The sequence below is a fragment of the Luteimicrobium sp. DT211 genome (assembly GCF_049844995.1).
In the GTDB taxonomy this organism is placed as follows: domain Bacteria; phylum Actinomycetota; class Actinomycetes; order Actinomycetales; family Cellulomonadaceae; genus Luteimicrobium.
Genome location: NZ_JBNCMC010000001.1, coordinates 649467 through 667245 on the forward strand (window position 1 = coordinate 649467; position 17779 = coordinate 667245).

Below are 17779 nucleotides of genomic sequence, written 5' to 3' on the forward strand. Positions count from 1 at the left end.
CCTGGAGCCCGCCATGACCGACCGTTCGATCACCCGTCTCGCCACCCTCGCCCGGCGTCCGCACCTGCTCAACCGGCGTGACCCCGACGTCGCCCGCGGCCGCCGCGGCGTCCTCCCCGACCTCCCGGTGCCCGACGCCGGCGCCGACGTCTCGGAGCCCGGCTCGGCCATCGTCGACTCCGCGATCTACGTCCAGGGCCGGCGGGTCGCGACGCCCGCGACGCTCGCCGACACGTTCCGCGCGCTGCGTGCCGAGGACGACGCGATGGCGTGGATCGGCTTGTACCGGCCGAGCGAGAGCGACCTGACCCGGCTCGCGGTCGAGTTCGACCTGCACGAGCTCGCCGTCGAGGACGCGATCGTCGCGCACCAGCGGCCCAAGCTGGAGCGGTACGGGAACACGCTGTTCGTCGTCCTGCGCGCCGCGCGCTACGTCGACGCGACCGAGCAGGTCGAGTTCGGCGAGCTGCACGTGTTCGTCGGGCCGGACTTCGTGGTCACCGTCCGGCACGCCGAGTCGCCGAACCTCACGGCGGTGCGGCGTCGCACCGAGGCGGACCCGTCCATGCTGGCCCGCGGCCCGGAGGCGGTCCTCTACGCGATCCTGGACGCCGTCGTCGACGGGTACGCGCCCGTCGTGGCGGGCCTCGAGAACGACATCGACGAGATCGAGACGGAGGTGTTCCACGGCGACGCGTCGGTGTCGCGGCGCATCTACGAGCTGTCGCGGGAGGTCGTCGAGTTCCAGCGTGCCGTGCGCCCGCTGCGTCAGATCCTCACGGCCCTGCGCGCCGGGTTCGACAAGTACCAGATCGACGAGGAGCTCCAGTCGTACCTGCGCGACGTCGCCGACCACGCGACCGAGGTCGCGGAGCGCATCGACAGCTTCCGGGTGGCGCTGCGCGACATCCTCACGGTCAACGCGACGCTCGTGTCGCAGCGGCAGAACGAGGAGATGCGGGCGCTGTCCGAGGCCAGCAACGCGCAGAACGAGGAGGTCAAGAAGATCTCCGCGTGGGCGGCCATCCTCTTCGCGCCGACGCTCGTCGGCACGATCTACGGGATGAACTTCGACGACATGCCCGAGCTGGGCTGGCACTACGGCTACCCGTTCGCGCTCGTCGCCATGGTGTGCGTGAGCGTCGGGCTGTGGGGCGTGTTCAAGGCGCGCCGCTGGATCTGACCCGCCTCACCAACGGCCACGGTGGACGACGTCGTCCATGGGCCGTCGGGGGCGGCGCCTGGCGGAGCCCGTGGCGCCGCCAGGCGCCGGGTGGCCGATGGTGATGGCGCCGACGGGGTCGTGGTCGTCGGGGATGCCGAACTCCTCGCGCACCGCGGCGTCGGCCTCGGGCGGGATGCCGAAGAACAGGGCCCCGAGGCCCTCGTCGACGACGGTCTGGAGGATCAGCAGGCTCGCCATCGCGGTGTCGAGGTCCCAGAACGGCTGCGGCCACCGGGCCTCGTCGCGGTCGGTCCAGCCCTTGTCCGGCTCGGCGTACCGGTCGAGGTAGATCGCCTTGCTGCTGCACGGGATCACGACGACGGGCGCGCGCATCATGCCCTCGAGCCACGCGTCGGGGTGCTCGGTGTCGGCGCTCGCCTCCCAGTAGCGGCGGACGTCGTCGGGCGTGTCGAGGACGACGAACGCCCAGCCCTGGCTGAATCCCGCGCTGGGCGCGCGGACCGCGTTGCGGAGCGCACGGTCGACGACCGCGCGGTCCACCGGGTCCGTGGAGTAGCTGCGGGTCATGCGGCGGCGGTCGACGACGTCCTGGAACTCCATGCCTGAAGCATCCCACCGTCGGAGCGCGGAGCTCAGGCCCGCAGGGTCGGGTTCCAGGTCCGCGTCGTGACGTTGATGGTGTTCCACGCGTTGATGGTCGTGAGCGCGGCGACGAGGGCCCCCAGCTCGTCGGGCGTGAAGTGGCGCGCGGCCTCGTCCCAGACGGCGTCCGGCACGTGCGTCTGCGCGAGCAGCGTGACCTGTTCCGCGAGGTCGAGGGCGGCGCGCTCGCGGGCCGTGAAGAACGGCGCCTCCCGCCACACGGGCACCGCGGTGACGCGCTGCGCGTGCTCGCCGGCGGCCAGCGCGTCGGTGGTGTGGAGGTCGACGCAGTACGCGCACCCGTTGAGCTGGGACGCGCGGAGGCGCACGAGGTCCCGCAGGCGGGCGTCGAAGCCGACGCGGTCGAGCTCGGCCTCCGCGGCGCGGTGCAGGCGGTTCATGGCCGCGCTGAAGCCGGGCGCGGCCTTCTCGATGTCCAGGCGGACGGGGATGGTCACCGGCGCGGCGGCGTCGGAGGTGGTCGGGGCGGTGCTGGTCGTCTCTGTGGTGGTCATGTCCTCGACGCTACGCCGGAGCGGACCGCGCGTAGAGTCCACTTCGATGATGGAAACATGGGCCACTCGCGCGGGTCTCGACCTCTTCCTCGCCCCTGTCGACGCGCGCGACACGAGGCCGCGGCGCGCGCTCGAGGACGCGCTGCGCGACGCCGTCCGCACCGGCCGGCTGGCTCCTGGGACCCGCGTGCCGTCGTCGCGCAGCCTGGCCGCCGACCTCGGGCTCGCCCGCAACACCGTCGCCGAGGTCTACGGGCAGCTCGTCGCGGAGGGCTGGTTCGAGGCGCGCGTCGGGGCGGGCACCTGGGTGGGCGAGCGCCCCCGGCCGGCGCCCCGCCCGTCGCCGCCCGCCCGGGCGACCCGGCCGGCCACCGACCTGCGTGCCGGCCTGCCCGACGGTGGTCAGGTTCCGCGCGCGGCCTGGGTCGCCGCGGCCCGCAAGGCGATCGCCGGCCTCGGGGCCGCCGACCTGGGCTACACGCCGACCGCCGGGCTGCCCAGGCTCCGGACGGAGGTCGCCGGGTACGTCGGGCGGACCCGCGGCGTCGTCGCCCGGCCCGACGACGTGGTCGTCACCACGGGCTTCAGCGAGACCCTCGCGCTCGTCTGCGCCGCGTTGCACGCGAGCGGGGCCCGACGGCTCGCCGTCGAGGCCTACGGGCACGAGCGGCATCGCCATGTGGTGCGGGCGTCCGGGCTCACGCTGCAGGTGCTCCCGGTCGACGGCGAAGGCGCCCGCGTCGACCTGCTCGACGCCGACGCGGTGCTGCTGACCCCCGCGCACCAGTTCCCGAGGGGGGTGCCGCTCGCGCCGGCGCGCCGGGTCGCCGTCGCACGCTGGGCGGAGGCCACGGACGGCCTCGTCCTCGAGGACGACTACGACGGCGAGCTGCGCTACGACCGCCGGCCCGTGGGTGCGCTGCAGGCGCTGGCACCCGACCACGTCGTCTACGCGGGGACGGCGAACAAGGCGTTCTCGCCCGCGCTGGGTGTCGGCTGGGCCGTCGCGCCGGGCTGGCTCGTCGGCGAGCTCGAGCGGCTGCGGGGCGACCGGGGCGTGCGTTCGGACGGCCTGGGCCAGGCCGTCCTGGCCGAGCTGCTCGCGAGCCACGCGTACGACCGGCACGTCCGGCGCGTTCGGGCGACGTACCGTGACCGCCGCGACCGGCTCGCTGCCTCGCTCGCCTCGCGCGTGCCGGCGGCGCGGCTGCGCGGTCTTCCAGCCGGGCTCCACGTCGTCGTCGAGCTGCCCCACGGCGCGGACGCCCGCGCCGCCGTGGCCGCGGGCGCGCGGCGGGGCGTCCGGTTCGAGTCGCTCGCCGACTTCCGTGCCGACGACCCGGGCGATCCCGCCGACGCCCGCTGCGTGGTCGTCGGGTTCGGGGCGCCCGCGGCCCACGCCTACGCGGCCGCGGTGGAGGCCACGGTCGCGGCGCTCGCCGAGGTGTGCTGACCGGTACTCCCGGCTCCCCGCCCGACGACGGCCACCCCCAGCCGCGGTCGGGCGGGGGTTGTGCACAGGGTGCGTCGGGCGCCCGGTGGTGGACCCTGCGGGGGCGACACCCTGGGCCCATGACGATCCCTGACGCCCTGGACCTGCCCGACCTTCCCCTCGCCACGGACGAGGAGGTGACCGAGCGTGTGCGCGACCTGGTGGGCCGCGCCGCGCGCCGCCAGCTCTGGCTGTTCTTCCTCGACGACCACGACCGTCAGCTTCCCGTGCTGCTGCCGATCCCCGACTTCCCGCCGAGCCCCGACGGCGGGCAGGCGGAGAGGCTGGCCGGGTCGCTCGCGGCGCTCGTCGAGGAGCTGGGCGCGGCGCAGATCGTCGTGGTCTGGGAGCGACGGCTCGACGACCGGGCCACGACCCTCGACCGCGCGTGGGCTGCCCGGCTGGCCGAGGCCTGCCGGTCGGCGCGCGTGCGTCTGCGCGGTCAGCTCCTCAGCCACCGGAACGGCGTCCGGTGGCTCGCGCCGGACGAGCTCGTCGGGGTGTGATCGGGTGATGCTACGCGGCGACCTGCTGCGCGCCGACGGCACGCAGGACGAACGACTCGGTCGCCTCGATGCAGCGCTCGCGCTCGGGCGAGCTCTCGGGGATGAGTCGCCCGGACAGGCACGCGTTGACGAGCCCGACGGTCACCTCGACGTCCTGCGGCGGCAGCTCACCTGCCTCGACGCCGTCCTCGAGGATCCGGCGCAGGATCGTCTCGACGAGGACCGCGTGCTCCCGGAGCCGGTGCTGCGCGGGCCTGGAGAGGATGGTCCGCAGGTCGGGGCCGGGCGCGAGGTGGAAGACGCGCGTGAGCCGCGCCTGCTGGCGCACGTAGGTGCGGAGCTTCTCGACGGGGTCGTCGACGTCGGCGAGCGCCCGTTCGAGGGTGTGCACGTACTGCTCGGTCTCGTGGGTGATGAAGCCGAGCAGCATCGCTTCCTTGTCAGGGAAGTGGTTGTAGACGGCGGTGCGCCCGACGCCGGCGGCGGCAGCGATCTCGGCGAGCGTGATGGTGTCGAAGCCTCGGTCGGCCATCAGGGCGGACAGCGCGGTGAACAGCTTCTGCCGGGTCTGGGCGCGGTGCTCGTGCAGGGACCCCCCGATGATCTTGGGCATGCTGACACGGTAACACCGGAACGTCAGAACCCTTGACAGCCCCTCACGCGGCGGCGAGCACGTCCCGGAGCGTCATCGGCTCGCGCCCGGTCAGCCGCTCGACGTCGCCGCTCACGTGCGCGAGCGCGCCCTCGGCGATCGCCGTGTAGGTGGACACCCACGCGTCGACCTGCCAGCGCGGGGCGCCGTACCCAGCCCGCGACTCGTACGCCTCGCGCAGGGACTCGGCGTGGTACCGGGCGGGGCGGCCGGTCACCTCGTGAACCGTGCGGGCGACGTCCGCCAGACCGACGGCCTCGCGTCCGGTGAGCTCGTAGGCGCGCCCGCCGTGCGTGCCCGGGTCCGCGAGGACGTCCGTCAGCACGGCCGCGGCGCACTGTGCGACGTCGGCGCGCGCGACCGCGGCGACCACCCCGTCGCCGGCCGGCCCGCGCAGGACGCCGTCCTCGCCGACCCACTCGGCCAGCACGTCGAGGTAGAGGCTGTCGCGCAGGAACGTCCACGCCATGCCGGACAACCGGACCAGCTCCTCGGTCGCCGCGTGGTCCCGGGCGAGCGTGAACGACGCGTCGGGGCCCGCGCCCTGGAACGACGTGTAGACGACGTGCCGGACCCCGGCACGGGCTGCCCCGTCGACGAACCGCTCGTGCTGGTCGGTGCGGTCGGCCGACTCGGTCGCCGACACGAACAGCACGACGTCCACGCCCTGCAGCGCCTGCTCGACGGCGTCCCGGTCGCCGTACGCGGCCCGCAGCACCTGCGCGCCGGGCAGGTCGGGAGCGCGCTCGGGCGAGCGGACGAGCAGGCGCTGGGGGACGCCGTCGTCGGCGAGGAGGCGCGCGACCCGCCGTCCCAGGTGCCCGGTCGCTCCCGTCACCGCGACCCGCGCGTCCGACCGTGCTTCGCCCATGGGCTCATCGTGCGCCCGGACCTAGACTGGCCGCACCTCGGCCCGCGACGACGCGGGCCGCGCCCGCGAGGGGAGGCACCGATGCCCGCCGACGACCGCGTCAGCGTCGCCTACGAGGCAGCCTTGTCCGGGGACGTCGCGTCGGTGCGCGGGCAGCCCGGCGTCAGGCCGCTGGTCGCCGCCTCGTGGGCGCGCAGCCTGCGGCGCGGGCTCGACCCCGACCGGCCGCACACCGAGGTAGCCATCACGCACGCCGACCTCGTCGGGCAGCGGTCCCGCAGCCCGCTCGCAGCCGCCATGCCGGTCGTCCGGGACCTCCTCGTCGACGCCGTCGCCGACGACGGCCTGATCGTCGCCCTCTCCGACGGCTTCGGCCGGCTGCTGTGGGTCGAGGGCAACCGCCGCGTGCGGGACGAGGTCGGCCGGATCGGCTTCGTCGAGGGCGCGGTGTGGCGGGAGGACGTCGTCGGGACGAACGCTCCCGGCACCGCCCTCGCGACCGGGCGCCCCGTGCAGGTCGTCGGGCCCGAGCACTTCACGCGCCCCGTGCAGGCGTACTCGTGCGCGGCGGCGCCCGTCCGCGACCTCGCGTCGGGCCGGGTGCTCGGCGTCCTCGACGTGACAGGCGGTGCCCCTGCGGCGTCGGGCGTGATGCTCGCCCTCGTCCGGGCGTCGGCCGCGGCTGTCGAGCGCGAGCTCGCGCGGCTGACGCGCGACGACGCCGGACCGCACGCCGGTCCACGGCTCGGCGCCCTCGGCCCCACGCCGACGCTGCGGCTGCCGGGATCGCCGGCCCAGCGGCTGAGCCTGCGGCACGCCGAGCTGCTGACGCTGCTCGCCGAGGGACCTGGGGGCTCCACGGCGGACGAGCTCGCCGTCCTCCTCGCGCCCGGCGCGCTGTCCGACGTGACGGTGCGGGCGGAGATCTCACGGCTGCGCCGCGTGGCCGGACCCCTGCTCGACGGCGGACGCCCGTACCGCCTCGCGGTGCCGCTCGCGACGGACGTCGCCGAGGTCCGGGCGCGCCTCGCGTCCGACGACGTCGGCGGCGCGCTCGGCGCCTACCCCGGCCCGCTCCTCCCGCGCTCCGTCGCGCCCGGCGTCGAGCGGTTGCGCGCCGAGCTCGAGGCCGACGTGCGCTCCGCCGTCCTGCGCAGCGCGGACCCCGACGTCGTCGAACGCTGGACCGCGCGCCGCGAGGGTGCGGACGACCACGCGGCGTGGGACCGCCTCGCGCGCCTCAGCCCGCCCGGGAGCGCAGCGCACGCCCGGGCTCGAGGCCGTCTCACCCTGCTCGACCGCGCCCTCCGCTGAGCCCGACCGCGCCCTCCGCTGAGCCGGTCGCCCGAGCCCTCCACCGCCCGGTGCCAGGACCCGCCGAACACGGGCTCCGCGCCCGTCCGTTCGGAGTGACGGGCGTGGAGCCCCTGCTCGAGGGGCAGGAATCGCGTGCTCGCGTGGGACCCGGGCACCGATGTCTCACGGCCCGCCCGCCGGGGCAGCACGGCATGCTGCAACGCACCTGCAACGGCGGCTTCGTACCGTCGTGCCCGACGGCGCATGGCGCCGGGCGGCGCCCTCACCCGGGGCGCCGGGCACGACTGCAAGGAGGCAGCGATGACCGTGTACGCCGCGCCGGGCACCCCCGGCGGCATCGTCAGGTACCGCGAGCGGTACGACCACTGGATCGGCGGGGAGTACGTGCCGCCGTCGAGCGGCGAGTACTTCGAGAACCCGAGCCCCGTCACTGGTCACACCTTCACCGAGGTCGCGCGCGGCAACGCCGCCGACATCGAGCGCGCGCTCGACGCCGCGCACGGCGCGGCCCGCTCGTGGGGCCGGACGAGCGCGACCGACCGGGCGAACATCCTCAACAAGATCGCGGACCGGATGGAGGAGCATCTCGAGGAGATCGCCGTCGCCGAGTCGTGGGAGAACGGCAAGCCCGTCCGCGAGACGCTCGCCGCGGACATCCCGCTCGCGATCGACCACTTCCGGTACTTCGCGGGTGCCATCCGCGCGCAGGAGGGGTCGATCTCCGAGATCGACGAGGACACGATCGCCTACCACTTCCACGAGCCGCTGGGCGTCGTCGGGCAGATCATCCCGTGGAACTTCCCGATCCTCATGGCCACGTGGAAGCTCGCGCCGGCGCTCGCCGCCGGCAACTGCGTCGTCCTCAAGCCCGCCGAGCAGACGCCCGCCTCGATCCTCCTGCTCATGGAGCTCATCGCGGACCTGCTGCCGGCCGGCGTCGTGAACGTCGTCAACGGGTTCGGGTTCGAGGCCGGGAAGCCGCTGGCCAGCAGCCCGCGCATCCGCAAGATCGCGTTCACGGGCGAGACGACGACCGGCCGCCTGATCATGCAGTACGCGAGCGAGAACATCATCCCCGTGACGCTCGAGCTGGGCGGAAAGAGCCCGAACATCTTCTTCGACGACATCGCCCGGACGCGCGACGACTTCTACGACAAGGCGCTCGAGGGCTTCACGATGTTCGCGCTCAACCAGGGCGAGGTGTGCACGTGCCCGTCGCGGGCGCTGATCCAGGAGTCCATCTACGACGGCTTCCTCTCCGACGCCATCGCCCGCACGGAGGCCGTGAAGCAGGGCAACCCGCTCGACACCGAGACGATGATCGGCGCGCAGGCCAGCAACGACCAGCTCGAGAAGATCCTGTCGTACATCGACATCGGCCAGGCGGAGGGGGCGAAGGTCCTCACGGGCGGCCACCGGGCCGACCTGGGCGGCGACCTCGCGGACGGCTACTACGTCACCCCGACGATCTTCGGGGGCAAGAACTCGATGCGGATCTTCCAGGAGGAGATCTTCGGGCCCGTCGTGGCCGTGACGAGCTTCACCGACTTCGACGACGCCGTCACGATCGCCAACGACACCCTGTACGGCCTGGGAGCGGGCGTCTGGTCGCGCGAGGCCAACACCGCCTACCGGGCGGGGCGCGCGATCGAGGCCGGGCGGGTGTGGACGAACTGCTACCACGCGTACCCGGCGGCGGCGGCGTTCGGCGGGTACAAGGGGTCCGGCGTCGGGCGCGAGAACCACAAGATGATGCTCGACCACTACCAGCAGACCAAGAACCTCCTGGTCAGCTACTCGCCCCAGAAGCTCGGCTTCTTCTAGGAGACGGACGACGTGACCACACCACCGGTTCTGGGCCGGGTCGACGTCACCGACGCCGCGGCCGCGCTCCTCGCGCGGCTGCGGCGCCGGCACGGCGCCCTCATGTTCCACCAGAGCGGCGGGTGCTGCGACGGGTCGTCGCCCATGTGCTACCCCGACGGCGACTTCCGCGTCTCCGAGACGGCTGACGTCCACCTGGGCGACCTCGTGATCGCGGACCCCGCCGCCGGCGGCGACCCGCCGTCGTCGTTCACGGTGCCCGTGTGGATGAGCCGCGCGCAGTTCGAGTACTGGAAGCACACGCACCTCACGATCGACGTCGTGCCCGGGCGCGGCGCGGGCTTCAGCGTCGAGGCGCCCGAGGGGGTGCGTTTCCTCATCCGCTCGCGGCTGCTCACCGACGACGAGTGGGAGACGCTCGACGGCGGCGCCGCGGGGGGCGCCCGAGGCTGACGGCGCCCGGGTGACGGGGGCGCGCACCGCTGCTCCGGTGGCGACTCCCGGTGTGCTCGGTAGGGTCCGAAGTGGGATCGGTTCACCGAGACGACCGGGGGTACGTCATGTCGAAAGCCAACCAGGACCCCACGGTCTCGAGGTTCAACGCGAGGGTCGTCCTCATCACGGTGGGGGCGGCGCTCGGCGGCTTCCTCTTCGGCTTCGACACCTCCGTCATCAACGGCGCGGTCGACTCGATCAACAAGCACTTCGACATCACGAACACCGGTCTGCAAGGGTTCGCGGTGTCCTCGGCACTGCTGGGCTGCGCGATCGGCGCGTGGTTCGCCGGCAGCATCGCGAACCGGCTGGGTCGCATCCCCGTCATGGTGATCGCCGCGATCCTGTTCCTCGTCTCGTCGATCCTCACCGGCCTCGCGCCCAACGTGCCGCTGTTCATCATCTGGCGCGTGCTCGGCGGCCTCGGGGTCGGGGCGGCGTCGGTCATCGCGCCCGCCTACATCGCGGAGGTCTCGCCCGCGCGGGTCCGCGGCCGGCTCGGATCGCTGCAGCAGCTCGCGATCGTCCTCGGCATCTTCGTGGCGCTGCTCTCCGACAACGTGCTCGCGAACGCCGCCGGCAGCGCGTCCGAGACGCTCTGGTGGGGCCTCGAGGCCTGGCGCTGGATGTTCTTCGTGACCGCGATCCCCGCGGCCGTGTACGGCATCGCCGCGCTCGGTCTGCCCGAGTCCCCGCGCTACCTGGTGCACAAGGGCGACTACGACGGGGCGTCGCGCGTCCTGCACGACTTCTCCGGCGAGCTCGACGTCAACCTCAAGATCCAGGAGATCGAGAAGACCATCGACAAGGAGAAGCGGGAGTCCCTGCGCGACCTCCGCGGCAACCGGTTCGGGCTCAAACCCGTCGTGTGGGTCGGGATCCTGCTGTCGGTGTTCCAGCAGTTCGTCGGGATCAACGTGATCTTCTACTACTCGTCGTCGCTGTGGCAGTCCGTGGGCTTCGACGAGTCCGACGCGCTCCTGGAGTCCGTCATCACGTCCATCACGAACATCGTCGTGACCGTCGTCGCGATCCTCCTCGTCGACAAGGTCGGCCGCCGGCCCATGCTGCTCGTCGGGTCCGCGGGGATGGGCGTGTGTCTGACGACGATGGCCGTCGCCTTCTCCCAGGCGACGACGGCGCCGGGCGCGGACAGTCCGACCCTCGCCGGTGCCTGGGGCACGACGGCCCTCGTCGCGGCGAACGGCTTCGTCGTCTTCTTCGGCGCGACCTGGGGGCCGCTCGTCTGGGTGCTCCTCGGCGAGATGTTCCCCAACGCGATCCGCGCGACTGCCCTCGCCGTCGCCGCCGCCGCCCAGTGGCTCGCGAACTTCTTCATCTCGACGACGTTCCCGAAGTTCTCCGAGATCGGCCTCACGTTCGCGTACGGGTTCTACGCCTTCTTCGCGATCCTGTCGTTCTTCTTCGTCTTCTGGCAGGTGCCCGAGACCAAGGGCCGTGAGCTCGAGGACATGTCCGACGACGCCACGGTCGTCCGGCGGGGAGGCAAGACCCAGGTCGTCGAGGGCACCGCCTGAGCTACGCCGGGCGCATCACGCGCCGACGTCGTGCAGGTGGTGCACCAGGTCGTGCGCGAAGTACTGCCCGAGCGTCCGGACGGTGAAGACCGAACCGTTCGACCGGCGGCCTGGGCGCTCGTGCTGGTCCGGCGTCACCACGTCCCACCGGCCCGCGATCGCTCGGCCCGCCGCCTCCAGCTCACGGGCGACGACGTCCGGGTCCTGGTGCGCGTAGTCGTCCTCCAGCGCGGTCGCGTCCTGGTCCCAGTTGGCGAACTGCGGGTCGTCCGACTCCAGCATCGACGCGAGCCGCACGTCGAACACCCGGAACACGTCGCGCGTGTGCGCGGCGTACTCCAGCGGCGACCAGACCGACGGCGCCGGGCGCACCCGCGCGTCGTCGGCGGCCAGGCGGGCACGCCAGCGGGGGAGCGAGTCACGCACCAGCGGTGCGATGTCCTCGACCTCGAGCCGACCCGCCTCGAGACCGCACTCCGCGCACGGCTCGTCGAGGACCCAGGTCCAGTCCTTCATATCGGGGGCGATCTGGTCCGAGTTCGCGTCGTCGGTCACGTGTCAGAGCGTACGGGTCGCGTGGTCGGCCGGGCGGCTGTGGTCGGGTCGGGCGGGGCGTGGGTGATGGCGCGCGGTCTTCCATCCGCCTGTGCTCGTTCCTCGCTCCGGCTCCCGCCAGACCCCCCACGACCGCGCGCCATCACCCACGCCCCGCCCTCTCGGCACCACCTCGCGTTCGCGGCGTGCGGGTTCCGTTGCTGCAACGTCTTGCGGCCGTGCAGCCCGTGCCAGTTCTGGGGTGCTCGCCGGCGGTGATCGGTTGTGACCGCACCTCGATGGCGTCTACGGTGGCTTCACCTTGATTCCTTGCAGGGCGTTGCACGCTGTTGCGCAATCGCCGCGGGATCGGTCATCACTCGAAGGAGAGCGCATGTCGACCAGATCTTCCAGAGCTCCGGGACACGTCCGGGCATCGCGTCGCGCGGGTCGGGCTTCCCGGAGCCTTGCGGGCGTGGCGGCCGTCGCCGTCCTCGTCCCGCTCGTCGCGGTTCCCGGCGTCCTGTCCGCGTCCGCCGCTGACGCGCAGCACGTGAGCATCCCCGGTTCGCACAACACGGCGATGGGGTGCGCGAGCGACTGGGACGTGAGCTGCGCGCAGGCAGAGCTCACCCAGCGGCCCGACGGCGTGTGGTCGCGCACGTACGACCTGCCCGCCGGCAGCTACGAGTACAAGGCCGCGCTGAACGACTCGTGGGACGTCAGCTACGGCGTGGGCGGCGCGCAGGGCGGCGGCAACATCCCGTACACGACGGACGGCGCGAAGCCGGTCACGTTCTTCTACGACCCGGTGACGCACTGGGCCACCAACACCGCCGCCGACCCGATCGTCTCGGCCGTCGGCGACTTCCAGACGCAGCTCGGCTGCGCCTCCGCCGACCAGGCGGACTGCCTCGGCGCGTGGCTCGAGGACCCCGACGGCAACGGCATCTACACCACGACGCTCGACGGCCTCACCGCGGGGACGTACCACGTGCGCGTAGCCCACGGACTGTCCGACGCTGAGGTCTACGGGGCCGACGGCGTGCAGGGCGGGGCAGCGATCCCGTTCGACGTCGAGGCCGGCAAGCAGGTCGTCCTGACGTACACGCTCGCGACGCACGCCCTCGCGATCGACGTCACCGACGCGCCAGCCGCGGGCCAGGCCGAGGACGCCGCGCAGTGGGTCGACGCCCGGACGGTCGCGGTCCCTGCCGACCTCGCCGCCGGGGCGACCGCCTGGGCGCTCTACTCGTCGCCCGACGCGTCGCTCGCCCGGGACGGCAGCACGATCACGGGCGGCACGAAGATCTCCCTCACCGCGGACCCGAAGGGTCTCACCGCCTCGCAGCTGAAGCGGTTCCCCGCCCTGAAGGGCTACGTCGCCCTGCACCCGCGAGGACTCTCGCGCGCGGCGCTCGAGACGACCCTGAAGGGCGAGCTCCGGCTCGCCGCCTGGGGCGCCGACGGCACGCTCGCGGCCCTCACGGGCGTCCAGGTGCCCGGCGTGCTCGACGACGTCTACGGAACCTCCGCGCAGCGGCGTGGCCTCGGCGTCGCCTGGAAGCACGGTGCGCCGCAGCTCGCGCTCTGGGCCCCGACAGCGCAGGACGTCGACCTGCTGCTCTACCCGGCGTCGGGCACGGGCGACGCGCGGCGCGTCCCGGCGCACCGCGCGTCGGACGGCACATGGACCGTGGCGGGATCGCCGTCGTGGACGAACCGGCAGTACCTCTACGAGGTGAAGGTCTACGCACCCACGACCGGCCGGATCGAGACGAACGACGTCACGGACCCGTACTCCGTGGCGCTCACGACGAACTCGACGCGTTCCGTGCTCGTCGACCTCGCCGACAGGTCCCTCGCACCGGCCCGATGGGCACGGACCGCGTCCCCGAGGCTCGCGAGCACCACGGACCAGACCATCTACGAGCTCAGCGTCCGCGACTTCTCGGCGACCGACCCCACCGTCCCGGCGGCGCTGCGCGGCACGTACGACGCGTTCGCCACGAACAGCGACGGGACGAAGCACCTCAAGACTCTCGCGAAGGCGGGGCTGACCACGGTCCACCTGCAGCCGACGTTCGACTTCGCGACCGTGAACGAGGACCGCGCGCAGCAGGCCACGCCGGACTGCGACCTCGCCTCCTACCCGGCCGACTCCGACCAGCAACAGGCCTGCGTCGGCGCGGTCGCGGGCTCCGACGCCTCCAACTGGGGCTACGACCCGCTGCACTTCCTCGCGCCCGAGGGCTCGTATGCCGTCCACCCCGACGGCGGCTCGCGCGTCGCGGAGTTCCGCACCATGGTCGGCGCGCTGCACGCGGACGGGCTGCGCGTCGTCGTCGACGAGGTCTTCAACCACACCGACGCCTCCGGGCAGGACGCGCACTCGGTGCTCGACCGCGTGGTCCCGGGCTACTACCAGCGGCTCGACGCGACGGGCTCGGTGGAGACCTCGACGTGCTGCCAGGACGTCGCGACCGAGCACACCATGGCGCAGAAGCTCATGGTCGACTCGGTGGTCCTCTGGGCCAAGGAGTACAAGGTCGACGGCTTCCGGTTCGACCTCATGGGCTTCCACTCGGTCGACACCATGAAGGCGGTCCGGGCCGCGCTCGACGAGCTCACGCTCCGCAAGGACGGCGTCGACGGGAAGAGCATCTACCTGTACGGCGAGGGCTGGAACTTCGGTGCGGTCGCGAACAACGCGTACTTCACGCAGGCCACCCAGGGCCAGCTCGACGGGACCGGGATCGGGACGTTCAACGACCGTCTGCGCGACGCCGTCCGCGGCGGCTCGCCGGTCGACAGCAGCACCTCCCAGCAGCAGGGCTTCGGCTCGGGCCTGTTCACGGACCCGAACGGCAACCCGTCCTACGGCACCGCCGACGACGCGTCGCAGGCCCTGCTCGGCCACGACGAGGACCTCGTGAAGCTGGGTCTCGCGGGCAACCTGAAGGACTTCACGCTCGTGACGTCGGACGGGACGACGAAGAAGGGATCGGAGGTCGACTACAACGGCCAGCCCGCGGGGTACGCGAGCGAGCCCGACGAGTCCATCAGCTACGTCGACGCGCACGACAACCAGACGCTGTTCGACACGCTCACGATGAAGCTGCCGCAGGCCACGTCGATGGCGGCCCGGGTGCGCATGCAGACGCTCTCGCTCGCGACGGCCACACTGTCGCAGTCACCGTCGCTCTGGCTGGCCGGGTCCGACCTGCTGCGCAGCAAGTCCCTCGACAACAACAGCTACGACTCGGGCGACTGGTTCAACGCGATCGACTGGTCCGGCCGCACGAACGGCTTCGGCAAGGGCCTGCCCCTGTCGGGCGACAACGGCTCGCAGTGGCCGATCATGAAGCCGCTGCTCGCCGACGCCGCGCTGAAGCCCTCGGCGGCGGACATCGCGACGGCGACCGACGAGGCGCAGCAGCTCCTCCGCCTCAAGCGTTCGACGCCGCTGTTCTCGCTCGGCTCGTCGCGGCTGATCGAGCAGAAGCTCACGTTCCCGGTCACGACCACCCCCGGCGTGATCGCGATGTCCCTCGACGACACGGGCGGCAAGGACGTCGACCGGAACCTCGACGGCGCGCTGGTCGTGCTCAACGCGGGCACGACGACGGCCACCGAGACGCTGGGCGCGCTGCAGGGCAAGGGCTACGTCCTGTCGGCGGTGCAGCGCCAGGGCGACGACCCGGTCGTCAAGGGCACCACGTGGGACGCCCGCACCGGCACGGTGTCCGTCCCGGCGCGCACGGTCGCGGTGCTCACGCTCGCCGAGCAGCCCGGCGGCCACGGCCACCGCTGACCGCCCCAGACCCGCCGAAGGACCCCGCGCCGCCGACTGCTTCGCGAAGCAGTCGGCGGCGCGGGGTGCTTCGCGAGGTAACGATCGGGTCACCGGTTCGCCTCCGACCGGTCCGGGAGCGCCGAACCGTGCTTCGATGCTTGCGAGCGAGGGGACGACAACGGCGTCGTCTCTTCGCGTTCCGCACCCAGCCGCGCCGTCCACAGATTTCCTCCACAGGGGTGTGTGCGACGACGCCGTTCCGCGGAACCGGTTGTGGACGACCCTGTGCGTTCGTGGGGGCGCCGGATTGACCGGTCGCAAGGGGTTGTCGGCCGCCCCCGCCGGGTCTACAACAGACCTACGGCCAGCCGCTGCGACGATGCCTCGGAGAACCGCCACGCGGAGGAGCGTCGCCCCGGCGGCAGGCCGACGGTCGAACGGAGAACGGCGCACCACCCCCTCGAACACCGCGGGTCCGGCACAGGGCCGGCAGGCACGAGGAGCTGCAGGACGGCGCAGGGTGCGCGAGGGCCCGGGAGACTGGCCGCGAGAGGCACGGCCTGCGCGCGCATGGAAGGTGGGCGCGAGTGTCCGTGTCGAGCCGTGACGTCACACGGTGTCGGTGTTGGGACTAGCGGCCCAGAGAAGGCCCCTCGGACTCGTACTCCGAGGGGCCTTCGCTGTCTCCGATGGTTCCAGCCGCCCCTGACACGAGCCTGGGAGCGTCGCCCGGCCCGGCCACCTCGCCGTGCCCCGCTAGCGTGGTGGCGTGAGCAACCTCGAGACCCGGCCCGCCGAGCAGCCGTGCCGGTCCGGCGGCGCCGACGGCGTGCAGGTCCTCGCGCCGCGCACCGTGCCCCTGGGCGGGGCCCGCGCCATGACGGTGCGCCGCACGCTGCCGCAGCGCGCCCGCTCGCTCGTCGGCGCCTGGTGCTTCGCCGACCACTACGGGCCCGACGACGTCACGTCCGGACCCGGGATGCAGGTGCCGCCCCACCCGCACACGGGCCTGCAGACGGTCACCTGGCTGTTCGCGGGCGAGGTGCTGCACCGCGACTCGGTCGGCTCGCTCGAGACCGTCCGGCCGGGCGAGCTCAACCTCATGACCGCGGGGCACGGGATCTCGCACTCCGAGGAGACGCCCGCAGGAACCACGGCCCGCACCCTGCACGGCGTCCAGCTGTGGACGGCGCTGCCCGCGGGGGCGCTCGACGGCGCGCCCTTCTTCGAGCACCATGCCGACCTGCCCGCGCTCCGGGTCGACGGGGCGGTGGCGCACGTGCTGCTCGGGACGCTCGCGCTCGCGACCGGCGCGGGGGACGAGGACGTCGTCACGGCGACCTCGCCCGCCACCGCCTTCACACCCCTCGTCGGCGCTCAGCTCGACCTGGCGCCCGGGGCGCGCGTCGTCGTGCGGACGGAACCCGGCTTCGAGCACGCGGTCCTGCTCGACGCCGGGGCGGTACGCGTGGCGGGGGTGGACGTCGAGCGCGACCACCTGGCCTACGTGGCGCCGGGGCCCGACGCGCTGGTCCTCGAGGCCGGCCCGGAGCCGGTGACGGACGACGCCGGCACCGTCGGCGCGCGCGTCATGCTGCTGGGCGGCGAGCCGTTCGGCGAGGACGTCGTCATGTGGTGGAACTTCGTCGGCCGCACGCACGACGACGTCGCCCGCGCCCGCGCGGACTGGCAGGCCGGCCTGGTCATGACGTCGGGCGAGGGGCCCAACCGCGGCGGGACGGAGTACGCGCCGGGGGTGGCCGACGGGCGGTTCGGCGAGGTCGTCGGGTACGCCGGCGGGCCGCTGCCAGCGCCCGTCCTCCCGGACGTGCACCTCAAGCCGCGGACGCGTCCGTCGACCTGACTGCGCGGCGTAACGGACGACGAAGGGCCGGTCCTCGAGGAGGACCGGCCCTGCGTGGTGGAGCGGGTGACGGGAATCGAACCCGCGCTATCAGCTTGGGAAGCTGAAGTTCTACCATTGAACTACACCCGCGAGACGCGAATCCGTGGGCTCCCCGTGTGGGGACATCCTCGGACGCCAGCGTGCGTCGTCGATCATACCTGCCCGGAGGAGCACCTCAAGTCACAGCCGCCGTCCGGCCCGCCCGAGGACCCGTACGCCAAGTCCAAGCTCGCGGCCGGGCTGCTCGGCATCTTCCTCGGCGCGCTCGGCATCCATCGCTTCTACCTCGGGTACACGGGCGTGGGCCTGACCATGCTGCTGCTCACCGTGCTGTCGGCGGGGATCCTCTCGCCGTTCATCTTCATCTGGGGCCTCGTGGAGGGCATCGTCTACCTCACGGCCACCCAGGGCTCCTACAGCGTCGACGCTAAGGGCCGGCCGCTGCGCCCCTGATCCCCGTATGACCCACGTCACCACGCGCCCAGCACTTCGGGCTACCGTGTGG

Annotated in this window: 15 protein-coding genes and 1 tRNA gene; 10 read left to right on the top strand and 6 right to left on the bottom strand. The window is 73.1% G+C overall.

Annotated elements, in window-relative coordinates; translation table 11 throughout:
- The first annotated feature begins 13 nt into the window (after positions 1-13).
- Positions 14-1183: a magnesium and cobalt transport protein CorA gene (locus tag ACLQ14_RS02975; protein WP_425809717.1), complete on the top strand. Its 1170-nt coding sequence runs from the start codon at positions 14-16 to the stop codon at positions 1181-1183.
- 6 nt (positions 1184-1189) lie between these two features.
- On the opposite strand, the gene ACLQ14_RS02980 is transcribed toward ACLQ14_RS02975, so the two are convergent.
- Positions 1190-1786, bottom strand: coding sequence for a nitroreductase family protein (locus ACLQ14_RS02980; protein WP_425809719.1), 597 nt, complete (start codon positions 1784-1786; stop codon positions 1190-1192).
- Positions 1787-1818: 32 nt separating this feature from the next.
- Complete coding sequence (locus ACLQ14_RS02985) at positions 1819-2343, bottom strand: carboxymuconolactone decarboxylase family protein (RefSeq protein ID WP_425809721.1); 525 nt, start codon at positions 2341-2343, stop codon at positions 1819-1821.
- A gap of 46 nt (positions 2344-2389) precedes the next feature.
- Between ACLQ14_RS02985 and ACLQ14_RS02990 the strand changes: the two genes are divergently transcribed.
- Both ACLQ14_RS02990 and ACLQ14_RS02995 read left to right on the top strand, forming a co-directional pair.
- Positions 2390-3796 carry a PLP-dependent aminotransferase family protein gene (locus ACLQ14_RS02990; RefSeq protein ID WP_425809723.1) on the top strand — a complete coding sequence of 469 codons (1407 nt, stop codon included), beginning with the start codon at positions 2390-2392 and terminating at the stop codon, positions 3794-3796.
- A gap of 119 nt (positions 3797-3915) precedes the next feature.
- Positions 3916-4341 (top strand): hypothetical protein, encoded by a 426-nt coding sequence (locus ACLQ14_RS02995; RefSeq protein WP_425809725.1) that lies wholly within the window; start codon positions 3916-3918, stop codon positions 4339-4341.
- Positions 4342-4351: 10 nt separating this feature from the next.
- Here ACLQ14_RS02995 and ACLQ14_RS03000 read toward each other — a convergent pair whose 3' ends face one another.
- Positions 4352-4954, bottom strand: a complete 603-nt coding sequence (locus tag ACLQ14_RS03000) for a TetR/AcrR family transcriptional regulator (RefSeq protein ID WP_425809727.1) — start codon at positions 4952-4954, stop codon at positions 4352-4354.
- A 43-nt stretch (positions 4955-4997) separates the two neighbouring features.
- Positions 4998-5864, bottom strand: coding sequence for an SDR family oxidoreductase (locus tag ACLQ14_RS03005; protein WP_425809729.1), 867 nt, complete (start codon positions 5862-5864; stop codon positions 4998-5000).
- A gap of 81 nt (positions 5865-5945) precedes the next feature.
- Here ACLQ14_RS03005 and ACLQ14_RS03010 point away from each other — a divergent pair, with 81 nt between their 5' ends.
- The 4 genes from ACLQ14_RS03010 (at position 5946) to ACLQ14_RS03025 (ending at position 11038) form a co-directional block, all read left to right on the top strand.
- Positions 5946-7178 (top strand): GAF domain-containing protein, encoded by a 1233-nt coding sequence (locus ACLQ14_RS03010; RefSeq protein ID WP_425809730.1) that lies wholly within the window; start codon positions 5946-5948, stop codon positions 7176-7178.
- Between the two features lie 303 nt (positions 7179-7481).
- On the top strand, positions 7482-9005 hold the full coding sequence (gene adh / locus ACLQ14_RS03015) for an aldehyde dehydrogenase (RefSeq protein WP_425809732.1): 1524 nt from the start codon (positions 7482-7484) through the stop codon (positions 9003-9005).
- Between the two features lie 12 nt (positions 9006-9017).
- Positions 9018-9458, top strand: a complete 441-nt coding sequence (locus ACLQ14_RS03020; protein ID WP_425809734.1) for a DUF779 domain-containing protein — start codon at positions 9018-9020, stop codon at positions 9456-9458.
- A 107-nt stretch (positions 9459-9565) separates the two neighbouring features.
- On the top strand, positions 9566-11038 hold the full coding sequence (locus ACLQ14_RS03025; RefSeq protein ID WP_425809736.1) for a sugar porter family MFS transporter: 1473 nt from the start codon (positions 9566-9568) through the stop codon (positions 11036-11038).
- 15 nt (positions 11039-11053) lie between these two features.
- Here the strand turns inward: ACLQ14_RS03025 and ACLQ14_RS03030 are convergent, their stop codons facing one another.
- Complete coding sequence (locus ACLQ14_RS03030) at positions 11054-11554, bottom strand: DinB family protein (RefSeq protein ID WP_425810186.1); 501 nt, start codon at positions 11552-11554, stop codon at positions 11054-11056.
- Positions 11555-12047: 493 nt separating this feature from the next.
- Between ACLQ14_RS03030 and pulA the strand changes: the two genes are divergently transcribed.
- A complete protein-coding gene (gene pulA / locus ACLQ14_RS03035; protein ID WP_425809738.1) occupies positions 12048-15386 on the top strand; it encodes a pullulanase-type alpha-1,6-glucosidase in 3339 nt (1112 codons plus the stop codon).
- Positions 15387-16137: 751 nt separating this feature from the next.
- Positions 16138-17232 carry a pirin family protein gene (locus tag ACLQ14_RS03040; RefSeq protein ID WP_425809740.1) on the top strand — a complete coding sequence of 365 codons (1095 nt, stop codon included), beginning with the start codon at positions 16138-16140 and terminating at the stop codon, positions 17230-17232.
- A 58-nt stretch (positions 17233-17290) separates the two neighbouring features.
- Here ACLQ14_RS03040 and ACLQ14_RS03045 read toward each other — a convergent pair.
- Positions 17291-17364, bottom strand: a tRNA-Gly gene (locus ACLQ14_RS03045).
- A 24-nt stretch (positions 17365-17388) separates the two neighbouring features.
- Here ACLQ14_RS03045 and ACLQ14_RS03050 point away from each other — a divergent pair.
- On the top strand, positions 17389-17727 hold the full coding sequence (locus ACLQ14_RS03050; RefSeq protein WP_425809742.1) for a TM2 domain-containing protein: 339 nt from the start codon (positions 17389-17391) through the stop codon (positions 17725-17727).
- Positions 17728-17779: the final 52 nt, after the last annotated feature.

What these genes read in the sequence shown, in the direction of transcription:
- ACLQ14_RS02985 (WP_425809721.1), bottom strand. Translation starts at nt 2,343, where the DNA reads ATGACCACCACAGAGACGACCAGCACCGCCCCGACCACCTCCGACGCC.
- ACLQ14_RS02990 (WP_425809723.1), top strand. Translation starts at nt 2,390, where the DNA reads ATGATGGAAACATGGGCCACTCGCGCGGGTCTCGACCTCTTCCTCGCC.
- ACLQ14_RS03005 (WP_425809729.1), bottom strand. Translation starts at nt 5,864, where the DNA reads ATGGGCGAAGCACGGTCGGACGCGCGGGTCGCGGTGACGGGAGCGACC.
- ACLQ14_RS02995 (WP_425809725.1), top strand. Translation starts at nt 3,916, where the DNA reads ATGACGATCCCTGACGCCCTGGACCTGCCCGACCTTCCCCTCGCCACG.
- ACLQ14_RS02980 (WP_425809719.1), bottom strand. Translation starts at nt 1,786, where the DNA reads ATGGAGTTCCAGGACGTCGTCGACCGCCGCCGCATGACCCGCAGCTAC.
- ACLQ14_RS03030 (WP_425810186.1), bottom strand. Translation starts at nt 11,554, where the DNA reads ATGAAGGACTGGACCTGGGTCCTCGACGAGCCGTGCGCGGAGTGCGGT.
- ACLQ14_RS02975 (WP_425809717.1), top strand. Translation starts at nt 14, where the DNA reads ATGACCGACCGTTCGATCACCCGTCTCGCCACCCTCGCCCGGCGTCCG.
- ACLQ14_RS03000 (WP_425809727.1), bottom strand. Translation starts at nt 4,954, where the DNA reads ATGCCCAAGATCATCGGGGGGTCCCTGCACGAGCACCGCGCCCAGACC.
- adh (WP_425809732.1), top strand. Translation starts at nt 7,482, where the DNA reads ATGACCGTGTACGCCGCGCCGGGCACCCCCGGCGGCATCGTCAGGTAC.
- ACLQ14_RS03010 (WP_425809730.1), top strand. Translation starts at nt 5,946, where the DNA reads ATGCCCGCCGACGACCGCGTCAGCGTCGCCTACGAGGCAGCCTTGTCC.
- ACLQ14_RS03025 (WP_425809736.1), top strand. Translation starts at nt 9,566, where the DNA reads ATGTCGAAAGCCAACCAGGACCCCACGGTCTCGAGGTTCAACGCGAGG.